The sequence below is a fragment of the Bacillus sp. TH22 genome (assembly GCF_016651015.1).
In the GTDB taxonomy this organism is placed as follows: domain Bacteria; phylum Bacillota; class Bacilli; order Bacillales; family Bacillaceae_G; genus Bacillus_A; species Bacillus_A mycoides.
The window spans coordinates 1,575,638-1,599,818 of sequence record NZ_JAEKER010000001.1; the positions used below are offsets into that span (position 1 = coordinate 1,575,638).

A 24,181-nucleotide genomic window follows, 5' to 3' on the forward strand; every position below is an offset into this window, starting at 1 on the left:
AAGGAAACTCTTCTTCCCTGTTAATATGTAAGGATTATTTAACCGCATCTTTTAACGCTTTACCAGGTTTGAATGCAGGTACTTTACTTGCAGCGATTTCAATCTCCTCACCTGTTTGTGGGTTACGACCTTTACGAGCCGCACGCTCACGAACTTCGAAGTTACCGAATCCGATTAGTTGTACTTTATCACCTTGTTTTAAAGCTTCTAAGATAGAATCAAAAACAGCGTCCACTGCTTTTGTTGCGTCCTTTTTAGAAAGGGAACTTGCTTCTGCAACAGCATTGATTAAATCTGTCTTGTTCATGCCATTCACCTCCTCCCAAAGATAAGACTGTATAATGATCATAAAATGAGTCTTACTTTCATTTGTAGGCAATTTTTACAAATTCTATACTACAAAGATGTAGATAAATCATTATCAACGCCTATATTATACGATTCTCCTTTATAATTCAATATTTTTAAGGAAATTGTTACTCTAAAAATGTGAAATTCTGATGAAACTTGACAATTTACAACAAAATATTAGATAATGACTGTTTATTTTTCTATTACGTACTCAAAAAGAAAAAAATCCCTCTACAATTAGAGGGATTTTTTTCTTATAATATAATCGCAATTAATCCGCCAGATCCTTCATTAATAATTCTTTCTAGCGTTTCTTTTAATTTATAACGAGCGTTTTCTGGCATTAGAGATAACTTCGCTTGAATTCCTTCTCTAACAATAGAGCTAAGAGAGCGCCCAAATATATCAGAATTCCAAATTGATAGCGGGTCATCTTCAAAATCTTGCATCAAGTAACGAACTAGTTCTTCACTTTGTTTTTCAGTACCGATAATTGGTTCAAATGTTGATTCTACATCCACTTTAATCATATGAATAGACGGCGCAACCGCTTTTAATTTAACACCGAACCTTGAGCCGTGACGAATAATTTCCGGTTCATCTAAGCTCATATCAGCTAATGCAGGCGCTGCTACTCCATATCCGGTTTGTTTTACCATCCGCAAGGCATCCGCCACTTGGTCATATTCTGTTTTCGCATGAGATAAATCGAGCATAAGCTTTAATAAATGATCTTTCCCTCGAATCTCTACTCCTACTACTTCTTTTAAAATTTGATCATACAATTCATCTGGCGCATATAAATCAATCTCTGCCACACCTTGCCCCATATCGATGCCAGCTAGACTTGCTCGATCAATAAATTCATATTGACTAAACTGCCAAACGACACGGTCCACATCACGAAGACGTTTTATATCCTTTACAGTCTCTTGAACCGCTTCCTGATAACTTTGGCGTAACCAATGCCCTTCATTTAGCACCATTACCCAGCTTGGAAGGTTTACATTCACTTCTAAAACCGGGAACTCGAATAATGCTTCTCGCAGTACGTTATACACATCTGTTTCTCTTAAACTCTCTACACTCATCGCAATTACTGGGATATCATATTCTTCTGATAAACTTTGACGTAACTGCTCCGTATCTGGATGGTATGGCTGTACAGTATTGATAATCATAATGAAAGGCTTTCCTACTTCTTTTAACTCATTTACAACGCGTTCTTCTGCCTCTATATAATCTCTTCTTGGAATTTCACCAATTGTTCCATCTGTTGTAATAACGACACCAATTGTTGAATGCTCTTGAATTACTTTACGTGTTCCGATTTCTGCAGCTTCATGGAATGGAATAGGCTCTTCATACCAAGGAGTATTAATCATGCGCGGACCATTCTCATCTTCATAGCCTTTTGCTCCTGGAACCGTATATCCAACACAATCTACTAATCGAATATTTACTTCAAGACCTTCATCTACTTCGATAGAAACCGCTTGGTTTGGAACAAACTTCGGTTCCGTCGTCATTATTGTACGACCAGCAGCACTTTGAGGCAGTTCATCCTGCGCTCTTTGACGGTCTGACTCATTTTCAATATTGGGAATAACAACAAGTTCCATAAATTTTTTAATAAATGTTGATTTCCCTGTTCGAACAGCTCCTACAACTCCAAAATAAATATCACCGCCTGTGCGTTCCGCAATATCTTTAAAAATATCTACCTTTTCCAAGTGATTCCCTCCCTCAATATTTTTGGGAATAATTCCACGTTTATAGTCAACTAATACCTTCTCTAATGTTGCCTATAATATCTGATATAATATAATGGTATTCTAGAAGTTCGGACAATATATCATATAATTTTGTCCAATTTCATATGACTATTTAAAAATACCTTTTGTTTGCATCGCAAGTTGTATAACATAAAAAACCTTTCTTCTAGAACTTATTCACTAAAAGAAAGGTTCATGACTTATGATTTTAAAAAAATTGGTTCTCCATTTTTTACTGTGTACGGCAAAGAGTATGCAGGAACAAACGGGGAATCCTTCGATAGTATACTCCGGATATCTTCACCTTCTTTAAATTGTCCTTCATTTTTTTTCAACGCTTCATATAAGTCGATTCTATAATCAACAAACAATTCTCCTTTTTCATTAATTACAAGAGGGAGACCTTTTCCTGAGTACGGACTTGTCACTTGTGGTACATCTTTATATCCTAGTTTTTTGAAGTCTAATTCATAAACACCATCTGTGATCACTTTTTTAAAAGGTGGATATTGATGTTCATCACGATACATTCTTAGTTTCAATGCCACTTCTTGAATTTGTTCCGCCATTCTCACATCAATTAACTTTACTGTCGGATTTTTTTCAACATCTATTAATACATATTGATATACTCCACCACTTTCATACGCATTCCCTGGTGCCTCTTGTATGTACCTTGGAGCAATTTTTTGAAAATCAATTGGATACTTCTGATAAATCGGCGTACTCATATCACGCGTCTTAATTGGTAATAAACCATCCGTTTGCTCCTTATATGTATTAATGGCTTTTTGTACAACTTGCAACTGGTCTTCATAAGGAATAGCACTTTGTTTCATATTTTCTCTTGGATACATACACCCTGTTAAAATGCTCATGCAACAAAACATTAAAATAATATGGATTTTTTTCACTGACAATCACCTTTTCATGCTAGTATGGACTGTTGCTTTTGTAACATTTACCGACTACACATCCTTTATTGCTCAATAGGGCCACTAAATACAACAAGAAAAATAACAATTCCCGATACAATCATGAGGGTGTACGCTACTAAAGCTGTAATCCCTTTCAAAAATTTATTCTTCATTTTATGCCTACTCAATAAAATAAAACTTACTGCAAGAAACATAAATCCAATTGCCCCTAAAGCAAACCACATTTTCATAAGTCCTTCCGACATATATACACCCCTTTACTTTCAATCTATTTTTATACTATTTTAACAAATTAAAATCTTTAAACAAATAAAAATCATCATTTTTCCGTGAATTGATGATTTTTATTTAAAATAATAAAACCGAAGCACGAAATGATGCGCTTCGGTTGACCAAATATGCCCTTAACAGCTCTATTCCCATTCTTTCATAACTATCATATGCATTCTCTAAACTCTTTGTTTCTCATAATTTATTTTTTAAACATTTTACTTAACGAACCAAAATCCGCCGGCATATTATTGTTAATAATCGCTTTTACAATTTGATCCTCTTGCTCTTTCGGCACTTCGCGTCCTGCCATTAGAGCAACTTGATGAATCAATTGGCGAAGCACTGTCTCATCACGTAAGTTCGCATTTTGAACAGACGACGCTAATTTAAAAATATCTTCTTTGTTCACTTTCGCTTCTTTTTCAATGTTATTAAAAATGTTGTTATCCATTCTTTTCACCCTCTCCTCAAGTTACTCTTCATCCTATGCAGAGATGAAAAATTGGTGAAAAGACCCATAAAAAATAAAAAACGGTAGAAGTACGAAATGTACTTCTACCGTTTTCTTTATAACAAATCAGGTATCGCTTCAACTTCATGTTTTCGAACACGTCCCATCAATGAGCCTACTGCGTCTTTCACATTATTCCCATTGAACAGCACGTCATATAAAGCAGCTGTAATCGGCATTTCAACTTCCATTTTCTCTGCCAATTCATGAGCAGCTTTCGTTGTTCTTACACCTTCTACAACCATACCCATACTTTCTAGCACTTCTTCTAAAGAGTGCCCTTTTCCAAGCATATTTCCAGCGCGCCAATTTCGGCTATGCACACTTGTACAAGTTACAATTAAGTCTCCCATACCAGTTAGACCAGCAAATGTTAACGGATTTCCGCCCATTTTTCTTCCTAAACGAGCAATCTCTGTTAAACCACGTGTCATTAATGCCGCTTTCGCATTATCACCTAATCCAAGCCCGTCAGATATCCCCGCAGCTAGTGCAATAATATTTTTTAAAGCACCACCAAGTTCAACTCCAACAATATCTGGGTTTGTATATACACGGAAATAGCTATTCATAAACAAATCTTGTACTCCCTCAGCCGCTTCCATACGCTTTGCTGCAGACGTAACAGTTGTCGCTTGACGCAATCCAACTTCTTCAGCGTGACTCGGCCCAGATAGTACAACAACATCCTTAATCAAGCTCTCTGGAATTTCTTCCTCAATCACTTCCGAAATACGTTTTGACGTACCTGGTTCGATTCCTTTACTTGCATGAATCCAAGTAATTGGCTCTGTAACAATTTCTTTCATCTCTTGCAATACGTCTCGGTACGCTTTCGTCGGTACTACTAGCAGTACTGTATTTACATCTACTAATGCTTCTTCTAAAGAAGAGTAGGCTACGATTGTGCTTGGCAATGTAATCCCTGGAAGATATCTACTGTTCTCACGCTTCGTATTAATTTCATTCATGAGTTCAGGACGGTTTCCCCAAATACGTACATCATGCCCATTGTCAGCTAATACCATCGCTAACGCTGTTCCCCAGCTACCTGCTCCTATTACTGTGATTTTTGTCATAAAATCACATCCTCTCCATTAGTCTCTTGCTCTAGCGATAATGTGAATCGGCGTTCCTACAAAACCGAACGCTTCACGTAAACGGTTCTTTAAGAAGCGCTCATATGAAAAGTGCATTAATTCTGTATCGTTTACAAATATAACAAATGTTGGTGGTTTTACCGCAACTTGTGTCGCATAGAAGATTTTCAGACGGCTACCATTATGTGTCGGCGTTGGATTCATCGCTACCGCATCCATAATTACATCATTTAATACATTCGTTTGTACACGGATGCTATGGCTTTCATTTACCTCATTGATAACCGGTAATAACGTTTGTGTACGCTTTTTCGTTTTCGCAGATAAGAATACAATCGGTGCATACTCTAAAAATTGGAAATGAGCACGGATGTTTTCTTCAAATGCTTTCATTGTTTTTTCATCTTTTTTCACTGCATCCCATTTGTTTACAACGATAATAACAGCTCGTCCTGAATCATGAGCATATCCAGCGATTTTTTTATCTTGCTCAATAATTCCTTCTTCTCCGTCTAAAACGACTAAAACAACGTCAGAACGTTCAATCGCTCTAAGTGCACGAAGTACACTATACTTTTCTGTACTTTCGTATACTTTCCCTTTTTTACGCATACCAGCTGTATCGATGATTACATAATCTTGATCATCTTTACTATATGGTGTATCAACAGCATCACGTGTCGTTCCCGCTATATTACTTACAATTACACGTTCTTGACCAAGAAGTGCATTTACAAGTGATGATTTCCCTACGTTTGGACGTCCAATTAAAGAGAAACGGATTGTTTCATCGTCATACGCTTCTTCTTCAATCTTTGGAAAATGATTTGCAGCTTCATCTAACAAATCACCAAGTCCTAAACCGTGTGTACCTGAAATCGGGAATGGCTCGCCAAATCCTAATGCATAAAAATCATAAATATCACTACGCATGTCTGGATTATCAACCTTATTTACCGCAAGTACAATTGGTTTTTTAGAACGGTATAAAATTTTAGCAACTTCTTCATCTGCTGCAGTTACACCATCGCGACCATTCGTCATAAAAATGATAACATCTGCTTCATCAATCGCTACTTCCGCCTGTTGACGAATTTGTGTCAAGAACGGCTCGTCTCCAATATCAATTCCACCTGTATCAATAATGTTAAACTCATGATTTAACCATTCTCCCGCACTATAAATACGGTCTCGCGTTATACCTGGTATATCTTCTACGATTGAAACTCTTTCTCCAACAATTCTATTGAAAATAGTAGATTTCCCTACGTTCGGGCGGCCTACTATCGCTATTACTGGTTTCGGCATATACTTTCATCCTTTCAACTTGCTTCTGTTTATTATGTAAAAAACCCTTCTTTGTGCAAGAAGGGATTTGCATTCCAGAATATTTCTCAACGTATCAAAACACCTCACATTATACCACACGTTACTAATGTTTCACAATAATATATACATTATCTTGTAAGCGATGTGCAATACCATCTAAAATAGCCTCTAAATTATTTGCAACAAATTCCAGTTCCTCTGTCGACTCGCAAATAAATAAAGGGGCACCACCTGCAAATTTCTCTGGCGTTGTTGTAATGACTGCGAGAATAACACTTTCTAACATCATCTCTTATCTCCCCTTCCTTTCGGAGCTTCTGATGACATATGAACAGCACTCTCTAATGTTGGTACATTTCCGATTACCCCTATCGCTTTTTCTGCATCTTGATCTTGCGGCAGAACAAAAATCCCAACTCTCCCATCCTCTAAATCACGCTTCGCTAACGGTACAAGTGCCGGCGTTCCAGAATCTCTATATATTCCTAAAGCAACCGAAACATCATGTAAAATAGCTTGCCGTTGTCCTAAGTTTGAGATTGTAACCATCGCATCTATCGATTTCGGTTTTAAAATAAATCCCATTCCATATTTCATAATTTCTTCTTGCCTTGCTGGCAATCCAATATTCATAATGTAAATATTATCAATATAAAGTCCCGCTCCTTCAAAACGAAGTGGAACGTGCTCTATTTCTACAAGGTCATGAAGTCTTTTACCTGACATTAATTTTTTCGCAATGAAAAAACTTACTATACCAGTAATTACCCCGGCAATCCATGAATCGAATCCTATATACGCAAACGTTGTTACAAACGACGTTAACATCGCCAAGTAGTTACGACTTTCAAATACTAATGCAATTCCTTCAATGTATGTATTACCACGTGGTACGAGCTCATATCCATCTAATTGTTGAAGCGTATTTCTTTCCATATTGCGCACATCACGAAATTGCGTCGCTGCTAACGTAAGAAATGTAATTGCAGAGAAATCTTTTTTCAAAACAGACGGAATCGCAATTGCTCCTAAGGCAGCCGCAATTAATCCCATCGCGATATGAATAATTTTCCCGTGAAGCCTCGTCGGATATTGCCTCGTATCGGTACGAAGCATTAACAACCTAGTTATTGTACCTGCAATTACGCCACATAAAATAGCTGGTGTATATTCAGTCATGTATTACCCTCGCCTTTCTTTTACGTGTTTTCCTCTTAAATTGTTCCATATATACCGATGCCTTTGTAATCCAAAGTAAAATCGCCATAAATAAAGTGGAAACAGCAGCAACATCTAAAAAAGCTAAACTGCCGTATTCATAAGGAAAATGTAATTTACGAAAAATCAGCGTCACCAATAATTCTCCTTGTAACATCCCTATATATAAGGAGCATAATCGTAATATGCGATCCCCGTGCAATAAAACCGATGCATACACAAGTGCACCACTTAACAGCAACAACCTATCAACCACAATCCAAATTGGATCATATACTTCTAACAAATGAAAGCTTGTATATAACATTGCAATAATAAGTGCCGAAAGTAAGGTATATAATTTTTTCCAAATAGAATATAACGCGATACCTACAAAAGAAATAATACAAAGCAAAAGGGCATTTACCGATATCGTGAAAGAAGCAATCGTCACATTTAACGGAGAACAAATAATAAAAATTAATATACAAGCACTTATCTTCCAACGAATAGATTCCTTTTTCATAAAAAAGGTCACGACAATCCACCCTATCCAAGCAACAAAATAAAAAGTACTCCCATCCATCATTTCACCTCCTATGATTTCCATTATGGGAACTTTTTATGAAAGTTAATCCTCCTTTTCTTTGTGCATAGTTTTTCTCATAACAGCAAAACTTTTAATAAGGAGGTGTAACTCACAATGGGTAAAGATCGCCAAGAACGAAAGCTAAGAGAATCACGCCGCGTTGAATCTGATCGCGACCAATCACTTCAATATCCCGGTGCAACAAGTCTTGATACACCGGAGCAAGCTCGAAAGCAGAATCAGCATTAAATAAAGTGAAACCTCAGTGGGGGGGTATCCATCCCCACTGATTATTAGCTCACACCAATCAAGTTGCCCTCAAATAGGCAATACAAAAAGACGGTTTCGATATTGTACGAAACCGTCTTTTTACACAATTATTTTATTTATTTCTACTCGTAATATAATTCTTTTGTTTTCGCATTATAAACCCTATCACTCAACGAGGCATCAATCGTAACTACACCTGTTGGTTTTTAGAATATGTAATAACATAATACGTATGTAGAGAAGGATTTTTACTCTTTACCTCTACACGTACATAATCTGTCTCTCCTATCTCATTTAACTTTCGCTCAACCTCTTTTTTCGCACCTACAATACCTTCTTTTTCTCCTTTAATTTCCCTACTCACAATGGTATATCCTTGATCAGAAAGTAATACTACTTCAGCATTACTTAAACTCACTTCATTTGGTATATTAAAATAATAAATTGCATACGAATCTTCCGATGGATTTTTGTCTTCTCCTAATTCCCTTGGCAAAATTAGTGCTTCTATTCCACTTCCTGCATTCACCGTTGGATTCCTATACAATTTATTCCCGACTGCGATTGCAATATTCGCCGTTTTAATTGCTGATTGTGCTGTTGTTGAACTAGAATCTCCTTCTCTTACATTTGAAGTTAATGAAATTTCAACCTTTTTATTATATCCAGAAACCGCTGTACCTTCTCTTATATTTCGTGTATGGATGTTAACATCTTCACTATTATATGTAATGCGTCCTATTGTATTTTTACTATTTGAAGATACATTATCTCCTTTTTTATTAACATCCTCATCCCCTAAATTATCGTAAATTTTTCCTTGTTTCTTTTGACTCTTAAATAGCAATCTCTTATCTTGTTTTATCGCTAACCTGACTATATAGAGAAGAATACTTTCTTACTTTTACCATGTTTTTCCGCACGATATTTATATATACTTTTATTATAATGTAAATTCTCTTTTTTTCCATTTATAGAATTATATAGAACGATAACTTCTCGCCCTCCCTCTTCATTTTACGAAAATAAAACGCAAAAAAATCAACCGGATGGTTGATTTTTCATCGCCTACTATAATGTGCAGTGTCAATCCCTCGCTGCGCTAACCAATGGTACGTTTCACCTTTTACAACAAGAGGTACAGATTGTAACTCTTCTATCGTCTTCACGCCAAGAGCTGTCATAATAAATTTTAAATCTGTATGTAAAAGATCAATTTCATCCACTAAATTCTCAACACCATCTTGCATTAAAATACATAAAAAGTATCCAGCAAACGCAGTTGTATTAGCCCCTAATGCGATTGCCTTCGCCACGTCAAGTGCTGTTTGTATACCCCCAGATGCAATAAAAGAGAGGTTATTATTTGTAGAGGTTGCTTCAATAATCGAGGTAGCTGTTTGTATGCCCCAGTTATTAAAATAAGAAAGCATTCGCTGTCTTCTTTCATTTTCAACAGCAGCAAAATTCGTACCACCTTGTCCGCCAATATCAATTGCTGTTATACCTATATTCGCTAACTGTTGTACTGTTTCCTTACTCATTCCAAAACCGACTTCTTTTACGATGACAGGTACTTTACTTTTTGAAACTATTTTCTCAATCCGCTGAAGTACACCAGTAAAATCACGGTCTCCTTCTGGCATCGTTAACTCCTGTATGACATTTAAATGAATTTGCAGTGCATTCGCCTCAATCATATCAACGGCACGCTCTGCCTGTTCGACAGTTGCCTCACTTCCTAAGTTTGCGAAAAAAATCCCATTCGGATTTACTTTCCTAACAACTTTATACGAAGCCGCTTCACTTTCATCTTTTAAAGCTGCCATTTGCGAACCTACAGCCATAGCAAGGTTATGATGTTTCGCTACATATGCTAATTGCTCATTAATATGTAATGTTTGCTCTCCTCCACCACCAGTCATCGCATTGATAAAAATCGGCGAACTTAGTGAAAGTTCGCCGATTTTTGTTTCACATGTTATAGTGTCATAACTTGAATTTGGCAAGCTTTGATGCACAAAATCAATATCATGAAAGCCATGCGTACGAGACTGACCAGTAGAAAGAGCATATTCAATATGATCTAATTTACGTTTTGCCCTTACCACTTGTACCCCTCTTTATTTCTTTAATTTTTTCAGTTGTTCACCAATAATATCACTTAACTGGAAAGTAGCCGAATCAGCATTTGGCTCATATTGGCTATAATCTTCTGTTACATTATTTTCTTCAAGCGTTTCTTTTATGCTTAAAGAAATACGTTTTTCTGCTACATGGACTTCAAGTACTTTCACTTTTACTTCTTGTCCCATTTCCAATACTTCATTTGGATTTTTCACGTGACGATTTGCAATTTGAGATACATGTACAAGCCCTTCAACACCAGGTAAAATTTCAACAAACGCACCGAATGTAACAAGGCGTTTTACTACTCCCTCACGAATATCTCCAGCTTTTATTTCGCCAGCAACATTTTCCCAAGGTCCTGGCTGAGCTGCTTTAATTGATAAAGAAATACGTTGCGTATCAGCATCAACAGATAACACTTTTACCTTTACCTTTTGACCTTGCTCTAATACCTCAGAAGGTTGCTCTACACGTTCGTGTGAAATTTGTGAAATGTGAACTAAACCGTCCACACCACCAACGTTAACGAAAGCACCAAAATCCGTTAATCGTTGTACTGTTCCTTCAACAATATCCCCTTCTTTTAACGAAGAGATTGCTTCTTTTTTCTTAGAATCCAGTTCTAGTTCTACTACCGCTTTATGTGAAAGAATAACACGATTTTTTTCACGGTCTAATTCAACAATTTTCACCGCTAATGTTTTTCCTTTATAGTCAGCAAAGTCTTCTACATAATGTACTTCTACAAGTGAAGCTGGGATAAAACCACGAACACCAAGGTCCACAACTAACCCACCATTCACGATATCTTTTACAGTAACATCAAATACATGACCAGAATTAAATTTCCCTTGTAATTCTACCCACGCTTTTTCTGCGTCAACAGCTCTCTTAGATAAAACAAGATCATCATCTTCTAATTTAATAATTTTCAATTCAAGTGTTTGATCTAATTCTACAACATCGCTTGCTTTTTCAATATGAACGTTAGCTAATTCACTAATCGGAATTACGCCATCTGTTTTGTATCCAACATTTACAAGAACTTGTTTCTCTTCAACTTTCGTTACAGAACCTGTAACAACGTCACCAACTTGTAATTCTTTTGAATTCATAACTTCTTCATTCATTTTCTCTACCATGGAAATACCTCCCTACAGAATTGACAAAGCATTTTTATGTATATACGAAATGAAAACAAATGTTTTCATTTGCATGTTTAAGAATTTATCATCACATATTCTGTTTCAATACAGTTCACAAGAAACTATATTAAATCTATATAAATAGTATACAGCAAAATCATCTTGAAGAAAGTATGATTTGAAATATAATAGCGAATATATTCTGACAGTTTTTTCCCTCTGTAACTAACTTCTTACAAATTAGCCCATTTGTCAAGAAAAGAGACTTATAATTCACTTATCCTTTACATTTCAAAAAAAAAAAAAAAAGAAAGAGGATAGTCCTCTTTCTTTATTTCGCAAATACTCCTGAAACAATACCCATAATTTTTTGGACAACTTCTTCAATTGATAAAGAAGTTGTATCTAATTCCAATGCATCATCAGCTTTTTTCAAAGGAGAAACTTCGCGTTCTGAATCTAATTTATCACGCCTAGCAATTTCTTCTCTTAACTGCTCTAAATTAGAATCGAAACCTTTATTCATATTTTCTAAATGTCTTCTTTCCGCTCTTTCTTCTACAGAAGCAAGCATAAAGATTTTCACTTCAGCATCTGGTAGTACATGTGTACCAATATCACGGCCATCCATTACTACGCCGCCTTTTTTAGCTAATCCTTGTTGACGACGTACCATTTCTTCACGAACAAGACGATGCTTTGCTACAATAGATACACGATTCGTCACATCTGGCGTACGAATCACTTCAGAAACATCTTGTCCATTTAAAAATACAAGTTGTGTATTTTCCCCTTGCTGAAATTTAATATTTACATTTTTTACAACTTCCATTAACTTTTCTTCATTTTCAATATCCACTTTTTGTTCAAGGGCTGCATATGTAATAGTACGGTACATTGCGCCTGTATCAATGTAAACATATGAAAGTTTTTTTGCAACAACTTTTGCCACTGTACTTTTCCCAGCAGCCGCTGGACCATCTATAGCAATCGAAATTCGTTTATCCATTGTAACACCTCATTTTCCACTTATAAAACAAAACGAAAAGCAGGTATTTTCCCCCTGCTTCTTCTCATTTGCCCCACATCATTAAATCCTCAATAATTGTAGCATAATCCATCATAGAAGAAAATGAAAACTACTTATTCACCTGTAAGATTTCCGCCTTATTTTTCGTGACGACACCTTCGTAATAAACAATTTTCGATAAATATTTCACTGAAGATTTATGTATAAAAAGCAGTTGGACGACAGAAAGAAAAATAAATTGAATCAGTAATATACGAATTATAATTTTCTCCACTTTTTTCAAAAAAACTCACTCCTTCCCTCTCTACACTTACACATCTACTCTCATAAATTTCCATAAATAAAACCTAACCTAATAACCACTTACCGGAGCACACTTAAAGTAATTTATTTTATTGTCATTTTCTAAGCCTACTTTTATACATTTTCATTGTCGAATTTACTCAAAACATGTTATGTTCTAAATGTATTTTTCAACTTGAAAGGGGTATAAGCATTGAAAAGAATCCTAGTTTTACACACAGGTGGAACAATTGCAATGGAGGAAGATAAAGAAACTGGGGTCGTACAACCAGGTAAAAAGAATCCTCTTTTAAAATTTATTCCTGATTTAGAAGGCGATGTTGATTTAATTGTCGAAGATGTGTTCCATCTTCCATCTCCTCACATGACTCCTAGCGAAATGCTACAATTGCAAGTCATCATTGACGAAAGAGTAAAACAAGACGATATTCACGGCGTAGTCATCACGCATGGTACCGATACATTAGAAGAGACAGCTTATTTTCTTGATTTAACAGTTCAAGCAACTATCCCAATCGTTGTGACAGGGGCAATGCGTTCTAGTAATGAATTAGGTGCCGATGGTCTATATAATTTCTTATCAGCTGTAAAAGTTGCTAGTAGTAATGAAGCTGCTGAAAAAGGCGTTCTAGTCGTATTAAATGACGAAATACATTGTGCTACAAATGTAACAAAAACGCACACAAGTAATGTCGCGACATTCCAAAGTCCACAGTACGGACCAATTGGCATGGTAACAAAACGTGGTGTTGTTTTCCATCATGCTTTAGTGCATCACGAAACATGCACAGTACGACAGATTTCTAAAAACGTTGTCGTTCTAAAAGCATACGCAGGTATGGATGATACATTATTATCAGCAATCGAAACACTACCAGTAGACGGGATTGTTATTGAAGCACTTGGACAAGGTAATTTACCTCCAAGAACACTTCCTAGTCTAGGGCGATTAATAGAAAAAGGCATTCCAATTGTATTAGTTTCACGCTGCTTTAACGGTATCGTTCAAGACGTATACTCTTATGAAGGTGGCGGAAAACAATTAAAAGATATGGGCATTGTTTTCACCTACGGTTTAAACGCTCAAAAGGCGCGAATTAAATTACTAGTCGCACTAGAAAACACAAACTCTCACGAAACAATCCAACATATGTTTATGCACGATTAAAAAAGAAGCTGTCGAAGATTTCGACAGCTTCTTTTTATTCTTCTCTTGATGCAATAGTTTGCGCAATCGCATCTCCATGGAATCTACCGTTCTCGATAAATATTTCATTTGCGTTATTCCCCGCAGCAATTACACCTGCAATAAAAATATTTTCAGCGTTTGTTTCCATACTACCCTCTATATAAATCGGGCGCCCTGTTTCTTCATCAATCCGAACTCCCATTTTTGTTAAGAAGCTGTGGTCTGGATGGTAACCCGTCATAGCAAATACAAAATCGTTTTGAATTGTATTTGCCTCACCATCTACTGTATACGTCAACGTATGCTCAGTAATTTCTTTTACATGCGCATGGAAATGCATTTGGATTGTCCCATTTCGTACTAACGCCTCAAATTCCGGCAAAATCCACGGCTTAATACTTGGCGAGTATTCCCCACCACGGTATAGAACTGTTACACGTGCACCCGATTTAACAAGCTCTAATGCTGCATCTATACTTGAATTTTTACCACCTATTACAACGACATCTCGATCAAAATAAGGGTGTCCTTCTTTGAAATAATGAGCTACTTTCTCAAGTTTCTCACCAGGTACATTCATATAATTCGGATTATCATAATATCCAGTTGCGACAACAATGTATTTCGCAACATATATTTCTTTGTTTCCGTCACGCTTCGTCGTTTCAACTTTAAAAACATCACCATCTTTTTGAACTTGTTCCACTCGTTCAAATGCATTTACACGTATAGATTTACGCTTTACTACTTCACGATAATACGCAAGCGCCTGATTACGAAATGGCTTACGATTTTCTGTAATAAAAGCAACTTCACCAATTTCTAATTTTTCACTAGAGGAGAAAAATGTTTGATGAGTTGGATAATTATAAATTGCATTTACAATGTTTCCTTTTTCGATTACTAACGGATTTAACCCCACTTTTTGCAACGAAATCGCCGCTGCTAATCCGCATGGACCGCCTCCGATAATAATAACTGTTTCTTTTTGCATACTTAGTTCACTCCTAGTCTTCTACCTCTGCTCTATTTATATAAACAAGAAAAAACCTACTTACAGCAGTAGGCATCTATCTTTATTGTATTCATTTTTCATATATTTGTCATCTAAACGAAACATACATCCGATAGACATCTGCTAAAAACTGCTGAAATTTAATTCCTTGTTGCCCTAATACATTCTCAGGATCGATTTTCCGAGTAGGATCCAACGTTTTGTGTGACACAATAGCCTTTTTAGGATTTAAACCGAAATTTTGACATAAATAAGCGTGATACCACGTAAAACGAGTATACGCCTCCCAAAAGTTTACGTCGCCACCATAGCAAAGTTCAACCCCAATTGCAGCCTTATTCGCATCATAACCGAATAACTCATTATCCGTTGGCACATTGTATCGAACATGGTACGCAACTTCATTTATAGGGACAATTTCTAATATTGTTTTATCATCAATAAATGTATGCGCTGAAGCTTTCGGTTGTATTTCATTAAAGTAATCCCGATTTCCTATCGCATTGCTACCAGGGTTCCCCGTGTCATGACTTACAATAAATCTTACTTTTGAAAGAGGAATTCCTGGTCGTGAATTTCCATACCCAATATAGTTACGCTCTATAGGGAACATCGCCATTACTACCAACTCCCGCTCTAAAAAATTACCTTACTTCCTTATATATGTATTCGGTGGCAATGTCCTTATGGCATATTTCTTATGCGAAGAGAACATCGAAAATATTTGATGTGAATACCATAAATAATACAATACTTACAGCCACTCCGTAAAAACCGTAAAACCAAATACAATCTTCTTTCGTATCTAAACCGAAAAATTTATTTACCGATTGTAATAATGTGCCACGCTTGCTTTGTTTGTTTCGTAATACTTCCACTCGTTCTACAACATCTGCTGGCATCATAAATCTTTGGTCTACTGTCATTTTCATCATTTATCTCTCCTTAAAATCATTTCCGTTTTGCTTATCTAAGGAAAGTATAGCACGTTCGTTCGTACAGAACAAGCGTTCTTTTTTATTTTTTATTCTATTTTTCACCAAACCAAGTAATAATTGTGAATATAAACGCGATAATTGTTCCAACTACAACTGCACCAAATATTAAAAACAATACTCCTTCGCCGAACAGCCGAACGACACTTGTTTTTCGGGCTCTCTTAGCTCTTGCAAGTTCACCCTCTAACACCTTAACCTTTTCTTCTAATTGGTCTACTCGTTCCATTATTTCATTCCCCATATACAACACCTCATTTAATACTTCAACAAAAAAACGCGATTCCCTCGAAAGGAAATCACGTTTTCTCAAAACATTATATATTATACCCAACCTCTGAAGCGACTAGCCTCAGCCATTTTACGAACACCAATCATGTATGCAGCTAAGCGCATGTTCACTTTACGAACTTGTGATGTTTCATAAATTGAATCGAATGATTTTACCATTACTTTTTCTAAACGTTGTTCTACCTCTTCCTCAGTCCAGTAGTAACCTTGGTTATTTTGTACCCACTCAAAGTAAGATACCGTAACGCCACCAGCACTTGCTAATACGTCTGGAACAAGTAAGATACCACGATCTGTTAAGATTTTTGTTGCTTCTAATGTAGTTGGACCATTTGCAGCTTCAACCACAATTTTCGCTTTAATCTTATCAGCATTTTCTTCTGTAATTTGGTTCTCAATTGCAGCAGGAACTAAAATGTCGCAATCAAGTTCTAACAGTTCTGTATTTGAAATTGTATTATTAAATAGTTTTGTTACAGTACCAAAGCTATCGCGACGATCTAGTAAGTAGTCAATATCTAATCCATTCGGATCATGTAATGCACCGTAAGCATCTGAAATTGCAATTACTTTCGCGCCTGCATCATGCATAAATTTAGCTAAGAAGCTACCCGCATTACCAAATCCTTGAACAACAACGCGTGCACCTTTAATATCAATGTCACGTTTTTTCGCAGCTTCACGAATACAAATTGTTACACCTTTTGCAGTCGCTGTTTCACGTCCGTGTGATCCACCTAATACAAGTGGTTTACCTGTAATAAATCCTGGTGAATTAAATTCATCGATACGGCTATACTCATCCATCATCCATGCCATAATTTGTGAGTTTGTAAATACATCTGGAGCCGGAATATCTTTTGTCGGACCAACAATTTGGCTAATTGCTCGTACATAACCGCGGCTTAATCTTTCTAATTCACGGAAAGACATCTCACGTGGGTCACAAATGATTCCACCTTTACCTCCACCATATGGTAAATCAACAATACCACATTTTAAACTCATCCAAATAGAAAGTGCTTTCACTTCATTTTCTGTTACGTTTGGATGGAAGCGAATTCCACCTTTCGTTGGACCAACAGCATCATTATGTTGTGCACGATATCCTGTAAATATTTTAACAGTCCCGTCATCCATACGAACTGGAATTTTCACTGTCATCATACGAATTGGCTCTTTTAATAATTCATATACTTCGTTTGGATAACCCAATTTTTCTAATGCTTCATTAATTACAATTTGTGTTGAATTTAACAATTCAAAATGTTGTTCCCCTTGTTGTTGTGTTTTCGTTTGAGTTCCCTTTTCGGCTACCATAGTAAGTAAACCCCCTGTAATTTCACTTGTTTAGTAAACCTTCATTGCCTAGTATACACCGTTAAATTTGGAATGCAATAGAAAACGCTAACAAATATATACAAACTATTTTGTATTGCAAGCGTTTTCACTATTATTATAGTCCTTTTATCGCTTTTAGAAAAGTAAAATACTTAAATATTTAAATATTTTTTATTTTCATCAAAATACATTCGATAAAACAATTATTTCATCAAGAAATACTGATTACATTTTAACATACAGATCGGCTAGTCTTGTTACCTACACTTCGTTTTATAGATTTTAGATTTTCAGCTGAATAAAAATAAAACCTCAAGCTACGTTACATTAGCTGAGGTTTTGTTTTTTCACAAAGTAATTGTATATTTGTTCAATCGCTTGAGAATCCATTAATTCTTTACCATATTCCATTACGCGGTAAATTGTTGCTGTTGACGGATTACCGTACTCCGCTAAAATAGCTATAAAATCCGCCTTCAATAATTGAAATTGCTCTTCTTCTTCTATCCAAAGATAAAAACGATCATCCCACGTATACAACTTCCCATCAGTTACACCAAGGTTATATAAGCGATTTGACAAATTGATTACATCATCTAATGTAGCAAACTCGTAAAGTATATGTTCACTTTCATCAAGAGTCACTTGCATTTCAATAAACTCGTCACGGAACTCATCTTCTGTGTCCACTTCGTGATTTTCTTTTGTTACAATTACAACCATACCTTGAGCTTGTAGAGAAAATACTTCAACAGCAATCGGTCCATCCGCTTCAAACCCTAATTCTGTATTTGCTTCTTGCATCATATCACGGAATAGTTGCTGTACTTTCGGTGCATTTCTCCACAAATCTTCTTTCGTTAATCCTCGTTCAGATAAATCATCAAATGTTAGGAAAATTTTAATCTTATTATAATTTAAACGTTCCAGTCTCATCTCATACCCTCCCTACGTAACCATTGCATCTAATTTTTATTATATGAAATAGAAAATAGATGGTTCTTTTCGAACGACTATTCCGACATCTTTAACCATCCATCCCATTCTTCTTTCGTGTTACCAATTAGGATATTTTGAAGATTTAATTGATCTCCAATGCCTTTTCTTCCTATAAAACCACCAGAGATGTTTTCATTTTTTTCTTGCAACAAGTCAATAAATTCTACTGCCTCTTCAAGTTCTCGTTCATCATCAAAAGATATAAACAAATATTTAGGTTGTAATTGTTCAATAGCTAGTAAAATACCTTCTTCATCTAAACTTGTCCCCATATACATTGTTTGATATCCTTTTAGTCGTAAATACGTCGCGAAAATAAATCCTTTTAATATATTATTTTCTAAAACGAAAACTTTGTTAACGGAAGAATACACCGACGCATTATGATAGATCATTCCTAAACGTGTTTGTAAGAATGATACAACATATTTGAATTGCGACATTGTAATCTCATTATTACTTTTTAAAGTTAACAACTTGTTTGCCACTTGAAGAATGATGCTCGCAACAACCTTTTCCGTTGAATATATACTAAAAACCTCGTTTAATAATGCAGAAATTGTAATTTCATCAAATTCTAACAAAGCTTGTAGTATATCGTCCACTAAAACAACTTCTGTATCAGTAATTTTTTCTTTTTGAACGTTGTTCTGCAACCGATTCCCTTCTAATAACTGAACTGCTTGTCCAATCATCATCCCCTCAGAAACTTTGTTCATTAACCATTTCAAAATATGAATATGCTCTTCTGTATATAAACGATGCCCCGCACGATTTCTCTTTGGGGCAATAATATGATAGCGTCTTTCCCATGCGCGAAGTGTACTCGGTTGAATTCCGAGTATATTTGAGACAGCTTTTATATTATATTTTCCATTTGAATTCGGCATTATTTCCCTCCGCATAACGTAATGATATGTGTTTGGGAAGGTGCCCGAAAACGAAGAGGGAACAATGTTGTTCCATACCCATTACTAACAAAGAGAGTCGTATTAGAATGCTTATATACGCCACCCTTTAAATACTTTTCAGATGGAAACAACCGAATCTGACCTCCATGTGTATGTCCACTTAATACGAGCGAAATTTGTTCATTACCAGACATTTTCTTTATTATATCTGGGTTGTGACTAATTAAAATGCGAAAACCTTCTTCTTTACAATCAGACAACGCTAAATCTAAACGATCTCGTTCTAATCCAACATCATCGATACCGAGCAAGCAAATTTTCTCTCCTAATTCAGACTCAAATACAACTCTTGTATTATCTAATACCTTCACATTATTTTCTATTAATAAAGCATCTAATTCGTGATATTCAATTTCATAGTCATTATTTCCCCATACAAAATATACAGGGGCTATTTCTCTTAACTTTTGAATATTTAAAGAGATTTGCGATAAAGGTACTCCTTTTTCAGCTAAATCACCGCCAATAATTACGATATCTACTTTTCCTTTCACTCGTTCAATTAGCGAGCTAGAAATGATCCTTCTATGAATATCCGAAATAAAAAAAACTTTAACTTTTTGAAAACTTTCCGGAAATTCTTCGAATACTAAAGTATGTTCCAACACTGTATTACGCATCGCTTCTTTATACATTCCAAGAAGACATACAAAACCAATGCATATGAGAGTACATAATAATATAATCCATGACATATATTTTTTACTCTCCCTCCTCGTAAAGTATAGTCCTTAATTTTATGTGGAGCTATATATCACTCATTTAGCTAGCTCTCATACTTCGTGGACTTATCTTTTATAGGAATTTTCAATTCTTGTCCTACCTTCACTTCGTCTTCTTGTAAATCATTATACTTTTTTATTATTTCTATCCCATCTTCATCTGAGAAATATTGCTTCGCTATACTTTCTAAAGTTTCTCCATCTTTCACAACATGAGTTGCTACTTTCTCAGGCTGCTTCTTTGATTCAGTCTTAGCGGAATCAAAGAAAATTACTTCAAACGCACTTTTCTCAGCATTATTACTATCACCTTTTACCTGTATATACTTATCCGTATACCATAGGATACTAATAGGTAACAATATGAACAAAAATGTTAACACTCGGACGAAAATGTGATTCATTTTAAACTTTGGTTTGTTCTCTTTATTTCTATGAATTTCACTACGCGGCGGTAAACTTTCATCTTCTTCCACTTGCTCAACTTCTAACTCCTCTTCAAAATCAGGAATTCGTTTTCTCATGTTGTTCACCACCACCTTCCATTTATTTTCTTAATTGGAGCCCCATTATAAAATCAACAAGAAAGTGTGCAAAGATTGTTATAAACAAATTTCCCGTCCACTCGAATACATAACCAAAAACAAAACTAATAAAGCAGACGAAACAAAACAAAAAAGGCTTCGTTATATACCGAATATGTAACACAGCAAAAATTAAACTCGCTATTACAATTCCGAAATGAGTCTGCACTACACCTCTAAATAAAAACTCTTCCGCAAAGCCAATAATAAACGTGATAACGAGTAAATGCATGACAGAAATCCCTTGAAACATTCTATCGTTAATGCCACCATCATCAAACCAAGATTCTGGAAACACTCGCATTGCAACATAATCTAATAACACAATACAAATCGCTAACAAGCTACCTATTAAAAGTATAGAAACCGGTTCCCATTTCCATAAACTATAAACTTCTCTTTTATCTTGAAATAATATATATGCTAGTAAACAACCGATACCAATAATGATTAGTTGTGTTATGTAGAGATTCAGTCTTATTTCTCTCGGACTCATATCTTCAACATTATGCCTTTGAATGTTCATCATTCCTCCATCTTTCCTAGGCCGAAAAGCTTTTGTAACTCTGTTTCCCAATTATAGTCGAAAACTAACTGTTGCGCTCGTCTTTTTTTATAATCCGTTTTTGTAATACCACAGTAATCACAACAGTTTTCTATCTCTTTTTCTTTTCTATAACCGAATTGTTGTAATAAATATTCACGTCTACATCCTTGAACTTGTATCCATGACTTCATATTTTCTAGCTCACTATATTTATTACGCATTCTCACTTCCACTTCCGCTATTAATCTGTGCATTATTTCATCTGACAAGCTCTCTAGCATGAGATTTCGCTGTTGTATGATTCCAAGATGCTCGAGATGATAACGTGTAAAGCGCCAATACTGTTCATTAAATCTTGCTGCACTATAACAAATTTCTTCTACATCTTCTAATGGTAATACTTTCGTTTGAAACATTCTTTCTTGTAGTAACGAAAATAAAAATTGTATTTGCGATTTACTTGGTAATTCATCTTCAATGATTGAAATTGGCAAATCGTGATCCAATGGACTACATAATAAAATGGCTATACTCAATTCTCCATCTCTTCCCGCTCTTCCAATTTCTTGTAAATAGGAAGCTACATTTGTCGGATATTGAAAATGAATAATATATCTTGTATTCGCCTTATTTACCCCCATCCCAAAAGCACTTGTACATATTACAATTTGCAACTGGTCATTCATAAACTGTTGTTGAATTAACATACGCTCTTCATGTTCCATACCACCATGATAAAAAGCTACACCTGTAATTCCTTTTCCTCTTAAATACTCGGTTAAACGCTCTGTCCAGGCCCTACTTGAACAATAAACAATACCAGGCCCTTGCAAATACATTACATGCTCAAAAAGCGCCTCTTTTTTTTCTTCTATTGTTTCCACAAATTGCACTTCCATCGCAATATTTGGACGATCAATTGAGTACACATGCTCAGCAATATTTTTTAGATTTAAACTTTCCGCTATATCTCGCAGTACATCCTTTGTCGCAGTTGCTGTTAATGCTAGTACTGTCGGAGATCCGATACTCTCAATTACTTTATCTAATTTTTTATAATCTGGCCGAAAATCATAGCCCCATTGTGAAATACAATGCGCTTCATCTACGACAAATAATGAAATATGAATTTTTTTCAATTCTCTTATTAGAAGTTCCGACTGCAACATCTCTGGTGATACGAAAACAAATTTATAAAAAGATAGCTTTTTCATTGCTTCTCTTTTTTCAATTAACGTCCGAAAACTATTCAATGCAATAACTCGATTTTTCACGACATACTTTAATTGCGTAACTTGGTCTTCCATTAAAGATAATAATGGTGATACAACAAGCACCGTACCCTCTTGCAGAAGCCCCGGAAGTTGATAACACATTGACTTTCCCCTTCCAGTCGGAAGCATTGCTACAACATCTTTTCCTTCCAATAAGTCCGTAATAACTCCTTTTTGCCCCGGACGAAATTCAGAATATCCAAACCACTTATATAAATATTCCTCAAGCTTCATTTATACCCTCCATCCGTGCCAATACAAGACGTACTTCAAAATAAGAGATTTCCTCTCCAACCGCTTGCTTCAACACACGCAATTTACGTGTTTGTAATGCTTCAATTACTTTTGTTACTTTTTCCATTTTTTCTTTTTCCATAAACATTTCAATAGAAAATTCTTTTTCTCGTAAAGCAATTTCTACAAAATGGTCTTCTATCGTGGCAACCTTCAAATTCCGAATTGTTGCTATTTCTTCTAAAGAGCGTCCTTTTCTCCAAAGATTATATGTTTTTTTCGTTGATAAACTAAATAAATCAGCTTTCTCATTTGGATAAGATATAATTTCAGCTAATAATGGAAACTCATTTTCTTTATTGCGAACTTCTTGAATAAGGAAATGAATTGTACCCCAAAATAAAAAATACACTCGAAATATATCTTGTTTCGTAATTTCCGCTAATTGTTGTAAAGTACACCCAATACGTTTATACCCAGTTAACCGATATATTACGATTGTCGCCTCTACTGGATTATTTTTTTGTAAAAGAGTATGCATTTCCTTCCATAATCTTTTAGCCAATTCACTTCTCATATACGGTATTCCAGTGAGAAAACGTTTCACCCACATCATTATTTCTGTATCCTGTTGAATTGGAATAAATTTCGTATTCGCCTGTTGTAAATTCGAAATGGTTTGAACGATCAATGATAATCTCTTCCAAAACGTTTCACCTATTTCACCATAGTGTAAACCATTTAAATATGTCGGAAAGGCAAAGTCACCTTCCCATTTGTTTAATTGCACGTTACCAGCAGTCGTTAACACATATGTATTATCATGTATACCTTGAACTAAATCCGTTTGTAACAACTTTGCAACTTCTTGATCATAATCAGCTCTATTTAATGACTTATAAATCCCAAACAAAAAAGAAATTTGAAACATATTCCCATCTTGTAATGTTTGCGACGATCTCTTTCCTTTTAATAAATAATAAATCGAAGAAACGGTTCTTTCACCATTCAATTGTTTTAAACAATATAATAAAGTATATTGTAGCTGCATTACCGCTTCCACCTCTCAGTCTAACTT

General features: G+C 35.5%; 29 protein-coding genes. 2 read left to right on the plus strand and 27 right to left on the minus strand.

Translation table 11 applies throughout. The features are described 5' to 3' along the window. Nucleotides 1–34: 34 nt before the first annotated feature. The 10 genes from JFU18_RS07895 to JFU18_RS07940 form a co-directional block, all read right to left on the minus strand. Nucleotides 35–307 (minus strand): HU family DNA-binding protein, encoded by a 273-nt coding sequence (locus JFU18_RS07895; protein WP_001043860.1) that lies wholly within the window; start codon nucleotides 305–307, stop codon nucleotides 35–37. Between the two features lie 298 nt (nucleotides 308–605). Further along, nucleotides 606–2,084: a stage IV sporulation protein A gene (spoIVA, locus tag JFU18_RS07900; protein ID WP_000416521.1), complete on the minus strand. Its 1,479-nt coding sequence runs from the start codon at nucleotides 2,082–2,084 to the stop codon at nucleotides 606–608. Nucleotides 2,085–2,326: 242 nt separating this feature from the next. Then, nucleotides 2,327–3,040: a hypothetical protein gene (locus tag JFU18_RS07905; protein ID WP_201034926.1), complete on the minus strand. Its 714-nt coding sequence runs from the start codon at nucleotides 3,038–3,040 to the stop codon at nucleotides 2,327–2,329. A 65-nt stretch (nucleotides 3,041–3,105) separates the two neighbouring features. Continuing rightward, nucleotides 3,106–3,309 carry a DUF2768 domain-containing protein gene (locus JFU18_RS07910; RefSeq protein WP_002011815.1) on the minus strand — a complete coding sequence of 68 codons (204 nt, stop codon included), beginning with the start codon at nucleotides 3,307–3,309 and terminating at the stop codon, nucleotides 3,106–3,108. Between the two features lie 227 nt (nucleotides 3,310–3,536). Further along, nucleotides 3,537–3,788: a stage VI sporulation protein F gene (locus JFU18_RS07915; protein ID WP_000369753.1), complete on the minus strand. Its 252-nt coding sequence runs from the start codon at nucleotides 3,786–3,788 to the stop codon at nucleotides 3,537–3,539. 116 nt (nucleotides 3,789–3,904) lie between these two features. Continuing rightward, the gene (locus tag JFU18_RS07920; RefSeq protein ID WP_002011813.1) at nucleotides 3,905–4,927 is read right to left on the minus strand and encodes an NAD(P)H-dependent glycerol-3-phosphate dehydrogenase; all 1,023 of its coding nucleotides are present in this window, start codon (nucleotides 4,925–4,927) and stop codon (nucleotides 3,905–3,907) included. Between the two features lie 18 nt (nucleotides 4,928–4,945). Beyond that, on the minus strand, nucleotides 4,946–6,256 hold the full coding sequence (gene der / locus JFU18_RS07925) for a ribosome biogenesis GTPase Der (protein WP_002011811.1): 1,311 nt from the start codon (nucleotides 6,254–6,256) through the stop codon (nucleotides 4,946–4,948). 124 nt (nucleotides 6,257–6,380) lie between these two features. Further along, nucleotides 6,381–6,566, minus strand: coding sequence for a capping complex subunit for YIEGIA (locus JFU18_RS07930; protein ID WP_002086624.1), 186 nt, complete (start codon nucleotides 6,564–6,566; stop codon nucleotides 6,381–6,383). Further along, complete coding sequence (locus JFU18_RS07935) at nucleotides 6,563–7,456, minus strand: YIEGIA family protein (RefSeq protein WP_002086625.1); 894 nt, start codon at nucleotides 7,454–7,456, stop codon at nucleotides 6,563–6,565. Before JFU18_RS07935 ends, JFU18_RS07930 begins: the two co-directional genes overlap by 4 nt. Further along, a complete protein-coding gene (locus JFU18_RS07940) occupies nucleotides 7,449–8,060 on the minus strand; it encodes a YphA family membrane protein (RefSeq protein ID WP_002086626.1) in 612 nt (203 codons plus the stop codon). The genes JFU18_RS07935 and JFU18_RS07940 overlap by 8 nt, the downstream gene beginning before the upstream one ends. A 117-nt stretch (nucleotides 8,061–8,177) precedes the next feature. On the opposite strand from JFU18_RS07940, the gene JFU18_RS07945 reads away from it, so the two are divergent. Beyond that, nucleotides 8,178–8,312, plus strand: a complete 135-nt coding sequence (locus tag JFU18_RS07945) for a YpzI family protein (RefSeq protein ID WP_000513901.1) — start codon at nucleotides 8,178–8,180, stop codon at nucleotides 8,310–8,312. Between the two features lie 211 nt (nucleotides 8,313–8,523). On the opposite strand, the gene JFU18_RS29825 is transcribed toward JFU18_RS07945, so the two are convergent. From JFU18_RS29825 to JFU18_RS07970, 5 genes are all read right to left on the minus strand, one after another. Next, complete coding sequence (locus JFU18_RS29825) at nucleotides 8,524–9,180, minus strand: hypothetical protein (protein ID WP_242488450.1); 657 nt, start codon at nucleotides 9,178–9,180, stop codon at nucleotides 8,524–8,526. A gap of 214 nt (nucleotides 9,181–9,394) precedes the next feature. Beyond that, nucleotides 9,395–10,444 (minus strand): type 2 isopentenyl-diphosphate Delta-isomerase, encoded by a 1,050-nt coding sequence (fni, locus tag JFU18_RS07955; RefSeq protein ID WP_201034925.1) that lies wholly within the window; start codon nucleotides 10,442–10,444, stop codon nucleotides 9,395–9,397. Nucleotides 10,445–10,456: 12 nt separating this feature from the next. After that, the gene (gene rpsA / locus JFU18_RS07960) at nucleotides 10,457–11,605 is read right to left on the minus strand and encodes a 30S ribosomal protein S1 (RefSeq protein WP_201032796.1); all 1,149 of its coding nucleotides are present in this window, start codon (nucleotides 11,603–11,605) and stop codon (nucleotides 10,457–10,459) included. A gap of 334 nt (nucleotides 11,606–11,939) precedes the next feature. Next, the gene (cmk, locus tag JFU18_RS07965) at nucleotides 11,940–12,617 is read right to left on the minus strand and encodes a (d)CMP kinase (protein ID WP_201032795.1); all 678 of its coding nucleotides are present in this window, start codon (nucleotides 12,615–12,617) and stop codon (nucleotides 11,940–11,942) included. A 130-nt stretch (nucleotides 12,618–12,747) separates the two neighbouring features. Beyond that, nucleotides 12,748–12,921: a DUF5359 family protein gene (locus JFU18_RS07970; protein ID WP_002135263.1), complete on the minus strand. Its 174-nt coding sequence runs from the start codon at nucleotides 12,919–12,921 to the stop codon at nucleotides 12,748–12,750. Between the two features lie 213 nt (nucleotides 12,922–13,134). On the opposite strand from JFU18_RS07970, the gene ansA reads away from it, so the two are divergent. Then, nucleotides 13,135–14,109 (plus strand): asparaginase, encoded by a 975-nt coding sequence (gene ansA, locus JFU18_RS07975; RefSeq protein ID WP_002030754.1) that lies wholly within the window; start codon nucleotides 13,135–13,137, stop codon nucleotides 14,107–14,109. Nucleotides 14,110–14,143: 34 nt separating this feature from the next. Here ansA and JFU18_RS07980 read toward each other — a convergent pair whose 3' ends face one another. From JFU18_RS07980 to JFU18_RS08035, 12 genes are all read right to left on the minus strand, one after another. Beyond that, entirely contained in the window at nucleotides 14,144–15,124 is a 981-nt protein-coding gene (locus tag JFU18_RS07980) for a YpdA family putative bacillithiol disulfide reductase (RefSeq protein ID WP_002030753.1), read from the minus strand. A gap of 109 nt (nucleotides 15,125–15,233) precedes the next feature. Next, nucleotides 15,234–15,764 carry a peptidoglycan recognition protein family protein gene (locus JFU18_RS07985; protein ID WP_002011791.1) on the minus strand — a complete coding sequence of 177 codons (531 nt, stop codon included), beginning with the start codon at nucleotides 15,762–15,764 and terminating at the stop codon, nucleotides 15,234–15,236. Nucleotides 15,765–15,843: 79 nt separating this feature from the next. Then, nucleotides 15,844–16,080, minus strand: coding sequence for a DUF3961 domain-containing protein (locus JFU18_RS07990; protein WP_002011789.1), 237 nt, complete (start codon nucleotides 16,078–16,080; stop codon nucleotides 15,844–15,846). Nucleotides 16,081–16,174: 94 nt separating this feature from the next. Beyond that, the gene (locus JFU18_RS07995; protein ID WP_201032791.1) at nucleotides 16,175–16,384 is read right to left on the minus strand and encodes a hypothetical protein; all 210 of its coding nucleotides are present in this window, start codon (nucleotides 16,382–16,384) and stop codon (nucleotides 16,175–16,177) included. Nucleotides 16,385–16,464: 80 nt separating this feature from the next. Beyond that, nucleotides 16,465–17,751 carry an NAD-specific glutamate dehydrogenase gene (gene gudB, locus JFU18_RS08000; RefSeq protein ID WP_000225168.1) on the minus strand — a complete coding sequence of 429 codons (1,287 nt, stop codon included), beginning with the start codon at nucleotides 17,749–17,751 and terminating at the stop codon, nucleotides 16,465–16,467. A 348-nt stretch (nucleotides 17,752–18,099) separates the two neighbouring features. Next, nucleotides 18,100–18,708, minus strand: coding sequence for a genetic competence negative regulator (locus JFU18_RS08005; RefSeq protein ID WP_002011786.1), 609 nt, complete (start codon nucleotides 18,706–18,708; stop codon nucleotides 18,100–18,102). A 77-nt stretch (nucleotides 18,709–18,785) separates the two neighbouring features. Next, entirely contained in the window at nucleotides 18,786–19,661 is an 876-nt protein-coding gene (locus JFU18_RS08010; protein ID WP_002166076.1) for a MerR family transcriptional regulator, read from the minus strand. Next, nucleotides 19,661–20,437 (minus strand): metallophosphoesterase, encoded by a 777-nt coding sequence (locus tag JFU18_RS08015; protein ID WP_201034924.1) that lies wholly within the window; start codon nucleotides 20,435–20,437, stop codon nucleotides 19,661–19,663. The genes JFU18_RS08010 and JFU18_RS08015 overlap by 1 nt, the downstream gene beginning before the upstream one ends. Nucleotides 20,438–20,508: 71 nt before the next feature. Then, on the minus strand, nucleotides 20,509–20,988 hold the full coding sequence (locus tag JFU18_RS08020; protein WP_201032789.1) for a LysM peptidoglycan-binding domain-containing protein: 480 nt from the start codon (nucleotides 20,986–20,988) through the stop codon (nucleotides 20,509–20,511). A gap of 22 nt (nucleotides 20,989–21,010) precedes the next feature. After that, on the minus strand, nucleotides 21,011–21,574 hold the full coding sequence (locus JFU18_RS08025) for a CPBP family intramembrane glutamic endopeptidase (RefSeq protein WP_002064506.1): 564 nt from the start codon (nucleotides 21,572–21,574) through the stop codon (nucleotides 21,011–21,013). Continuing rightward, nucleotides 21,574–23,103: a RecQ family ATP-dependent DNA helicase gene (locus tag JFU18_RS08030; RefSeq protein ID WP_201034923.1), complete on the minus strand. Its 1,530-nt coding sequence runs from the start codon at nucleotides 23,101–23,103 to the stop codon at nucleotides 21,574–21,576. The genes JFU18_RS08025 and JFU18_RS08030 overlap by 1 nt, the downstream gene beginning before the upstream one ends. Further along, nucleotides 23,093–24,154 (minus strand): YpbB family protein, encoded by a 1,062-nt coding sequence (locus JFU18_RS08035; protein WP_201032788.1) that lies wholly within the window; start codon nucleotides 24,152–24,154, stop codon nucleotides 23,093–23,095. The genes JFU18_RS08030 and JFU18_RS08035 overlap by 11 nt, the downstream gene beginning before the upstream one ends. Nucleotides 24,155–24,181: the final 27 nt, after the last annotated feature.

Excerpts from the sequence above, each read along its gene's own strand:
- JFU18_RS07895 (WP_001043860.1), bottom strand. The coding sequence starts at position 307 with ATGAACAAGACAGATTTAATCAATGCTGTTGCAGAAGCAAGTTCCCTT.
- JFU18_RS07910 (WP_002011815.1), bottom strand. The coding sequence starts at position 3,309 with ATGTCGGAAGGACTTATGAAAATGTGGTTTGCTTTAGGGGCAATTGGA.
- JFU18_RS07915 (WP_000369753.1), bottom strand. The coding sequence starts at position 3,788 with ATGGATAACAACATTTTTAATAACATTGAAAAAGAAGCGAAAGTGAAC.
- JFU18_RS07920 (WP_002011813.1), bottom strand. The coding sequence starts at position 4,927 with ATGACAAAAATCACAGTAATAGGAGCAGGTAGCTGGGGAACAGCGTTA.
- der (WP_002011811.1), bottom strand. The coding sequence starts at position 6,256 with ATGCCGAAACCAGTAATAGCGATAGTAGGCCGCCCGAACGTAGGGAAA.
- JFU18_RS07930 (WP_002086624.1), bottom strand. The coding sequence starts at position 6,566 with ATGATGTTAGAAAGTGTTATTCTCGCAGTCATTACAACAACGCCAGAG.
- JFU18_RS07935 (WP_002086625.1), bottom strand. The coding sequence starts at position 7,456 with ATGACTGAATATACACCAGCTATTTTATGTGGCGTAATTGCAGGTACA.
- JFU18_RS07940 (WP_002086626.1), bottom strand. The coding sequence starts at position 8,060 with ATGGATGGGAGTACTTTTTATTTTGTTGCTTGGATAGGGTGGATTGTC.
- JFU18_RS07945 (WP_000513901.1), top strand. The coding sequence starts at position 8,178 with ATGGGTAAAGATCGCCAAGAACGAAAGCTAAGAGAATCACGCCGCGTT.
- rpsA (WP_201032796.1), bottom strand. The coding sequence starts at position 11,605 with ATGGTAGAGAAAATGAATGAAGAAGTTATGAATTCAAAAGAATTACAA.
- cmk (WP_201032795.1), bottom strand. The coding sequence starts at position 12,617 with ATGGATAAACGAATTTCGATTGCTATAGATGGTCCAGCGGCTGCTGGG.
- JFU18_RS07980 (WP_002030753.1), bottom strand. The coding sequence starts at position 15,124 with ATGCAAAAAGAAACAGTTATTATTATCGGAGGCGGTCCATGCGGATTA.
- JFU18_RS07985 (WP_002011791.1), bottom strand. The coding sequence starts at position 15,764 with ATGGCGATGTTCCCTATAGAGCGTAACTATATTGGGTATGGAAATTCA.
- JFU18_RS07990 (WP_002011789.1), bottom strand. The coding sequence starts at position 16,080 with ATGATGAAAATGACAGTAGACCAAAGATTTATGATGCCAGCAGATGTT.
- JFU18_RS07995 (WP_201032791.1), bottom strand. The coding sequence starts at position 16,384 with ATGGGGAATGAAATAATGGAACGAGTAGACCAATTAGAAGAAAAGGTT.
- gudB (WP_000225168.1), bottom strand. The coding sequence starts at position 17,751 with ATGGTAGCCGAAAAGGGAACTCAAACGAAAACACAACAACAAGGGGAA.
- JFU18_RS08005 (WP_002011786.1), bottom strand. The coding sequence starts at position 18,708 with ATGAGACTGGAACGTTTAAATTATAATAAGATTAAAATTTTCCTAACA.
- JFU18_RS08010 (WP_002166076.1), bottom strand. The coding sequence starts at position 19,661 with ATGCCGAATTCAAATGGAAAATATAATATAAAAGCTGTCTCAAATATA.
- JFU18_RS08015 (WP_201034924.1), bottom strand. The coding sequence starts at position 20,437 with ATGTCATGGATTATATTATTATGTACTCTCATATGCATTGGTTTTGTA.
- JFU18_RS08020 (WP_201032789.1), bottom strand. The coding sequence starts at position 20,988 with ATGAGAAAACGAATTCCTGATTTTGAAGAGGAGTTAGAAGTTGAGCAA.
- JFU18_RS08025 (WP_002064506.1), bottom strand. The coding sequence starts at position 21,574 with ATGAACATTCAAAGGCATAATGTTGAAGATATGAGTCCGAGAGAAATA.
- JFU18_RS08030 (WP_201034923.1), bottom strand. The coding sequence starts at position 23,103 with ATGAAGCTTGAGGAATATTTATATAAGTGGTTTGGATATTCTGAATTT.
- JFU18_RS08035 (WP_201032788.1), bottom strand. The coding sequence starts at position 24,154 with ATGCAGCTACAATATACTTTATTATATTGTTTAAAACAATTGAATGGT.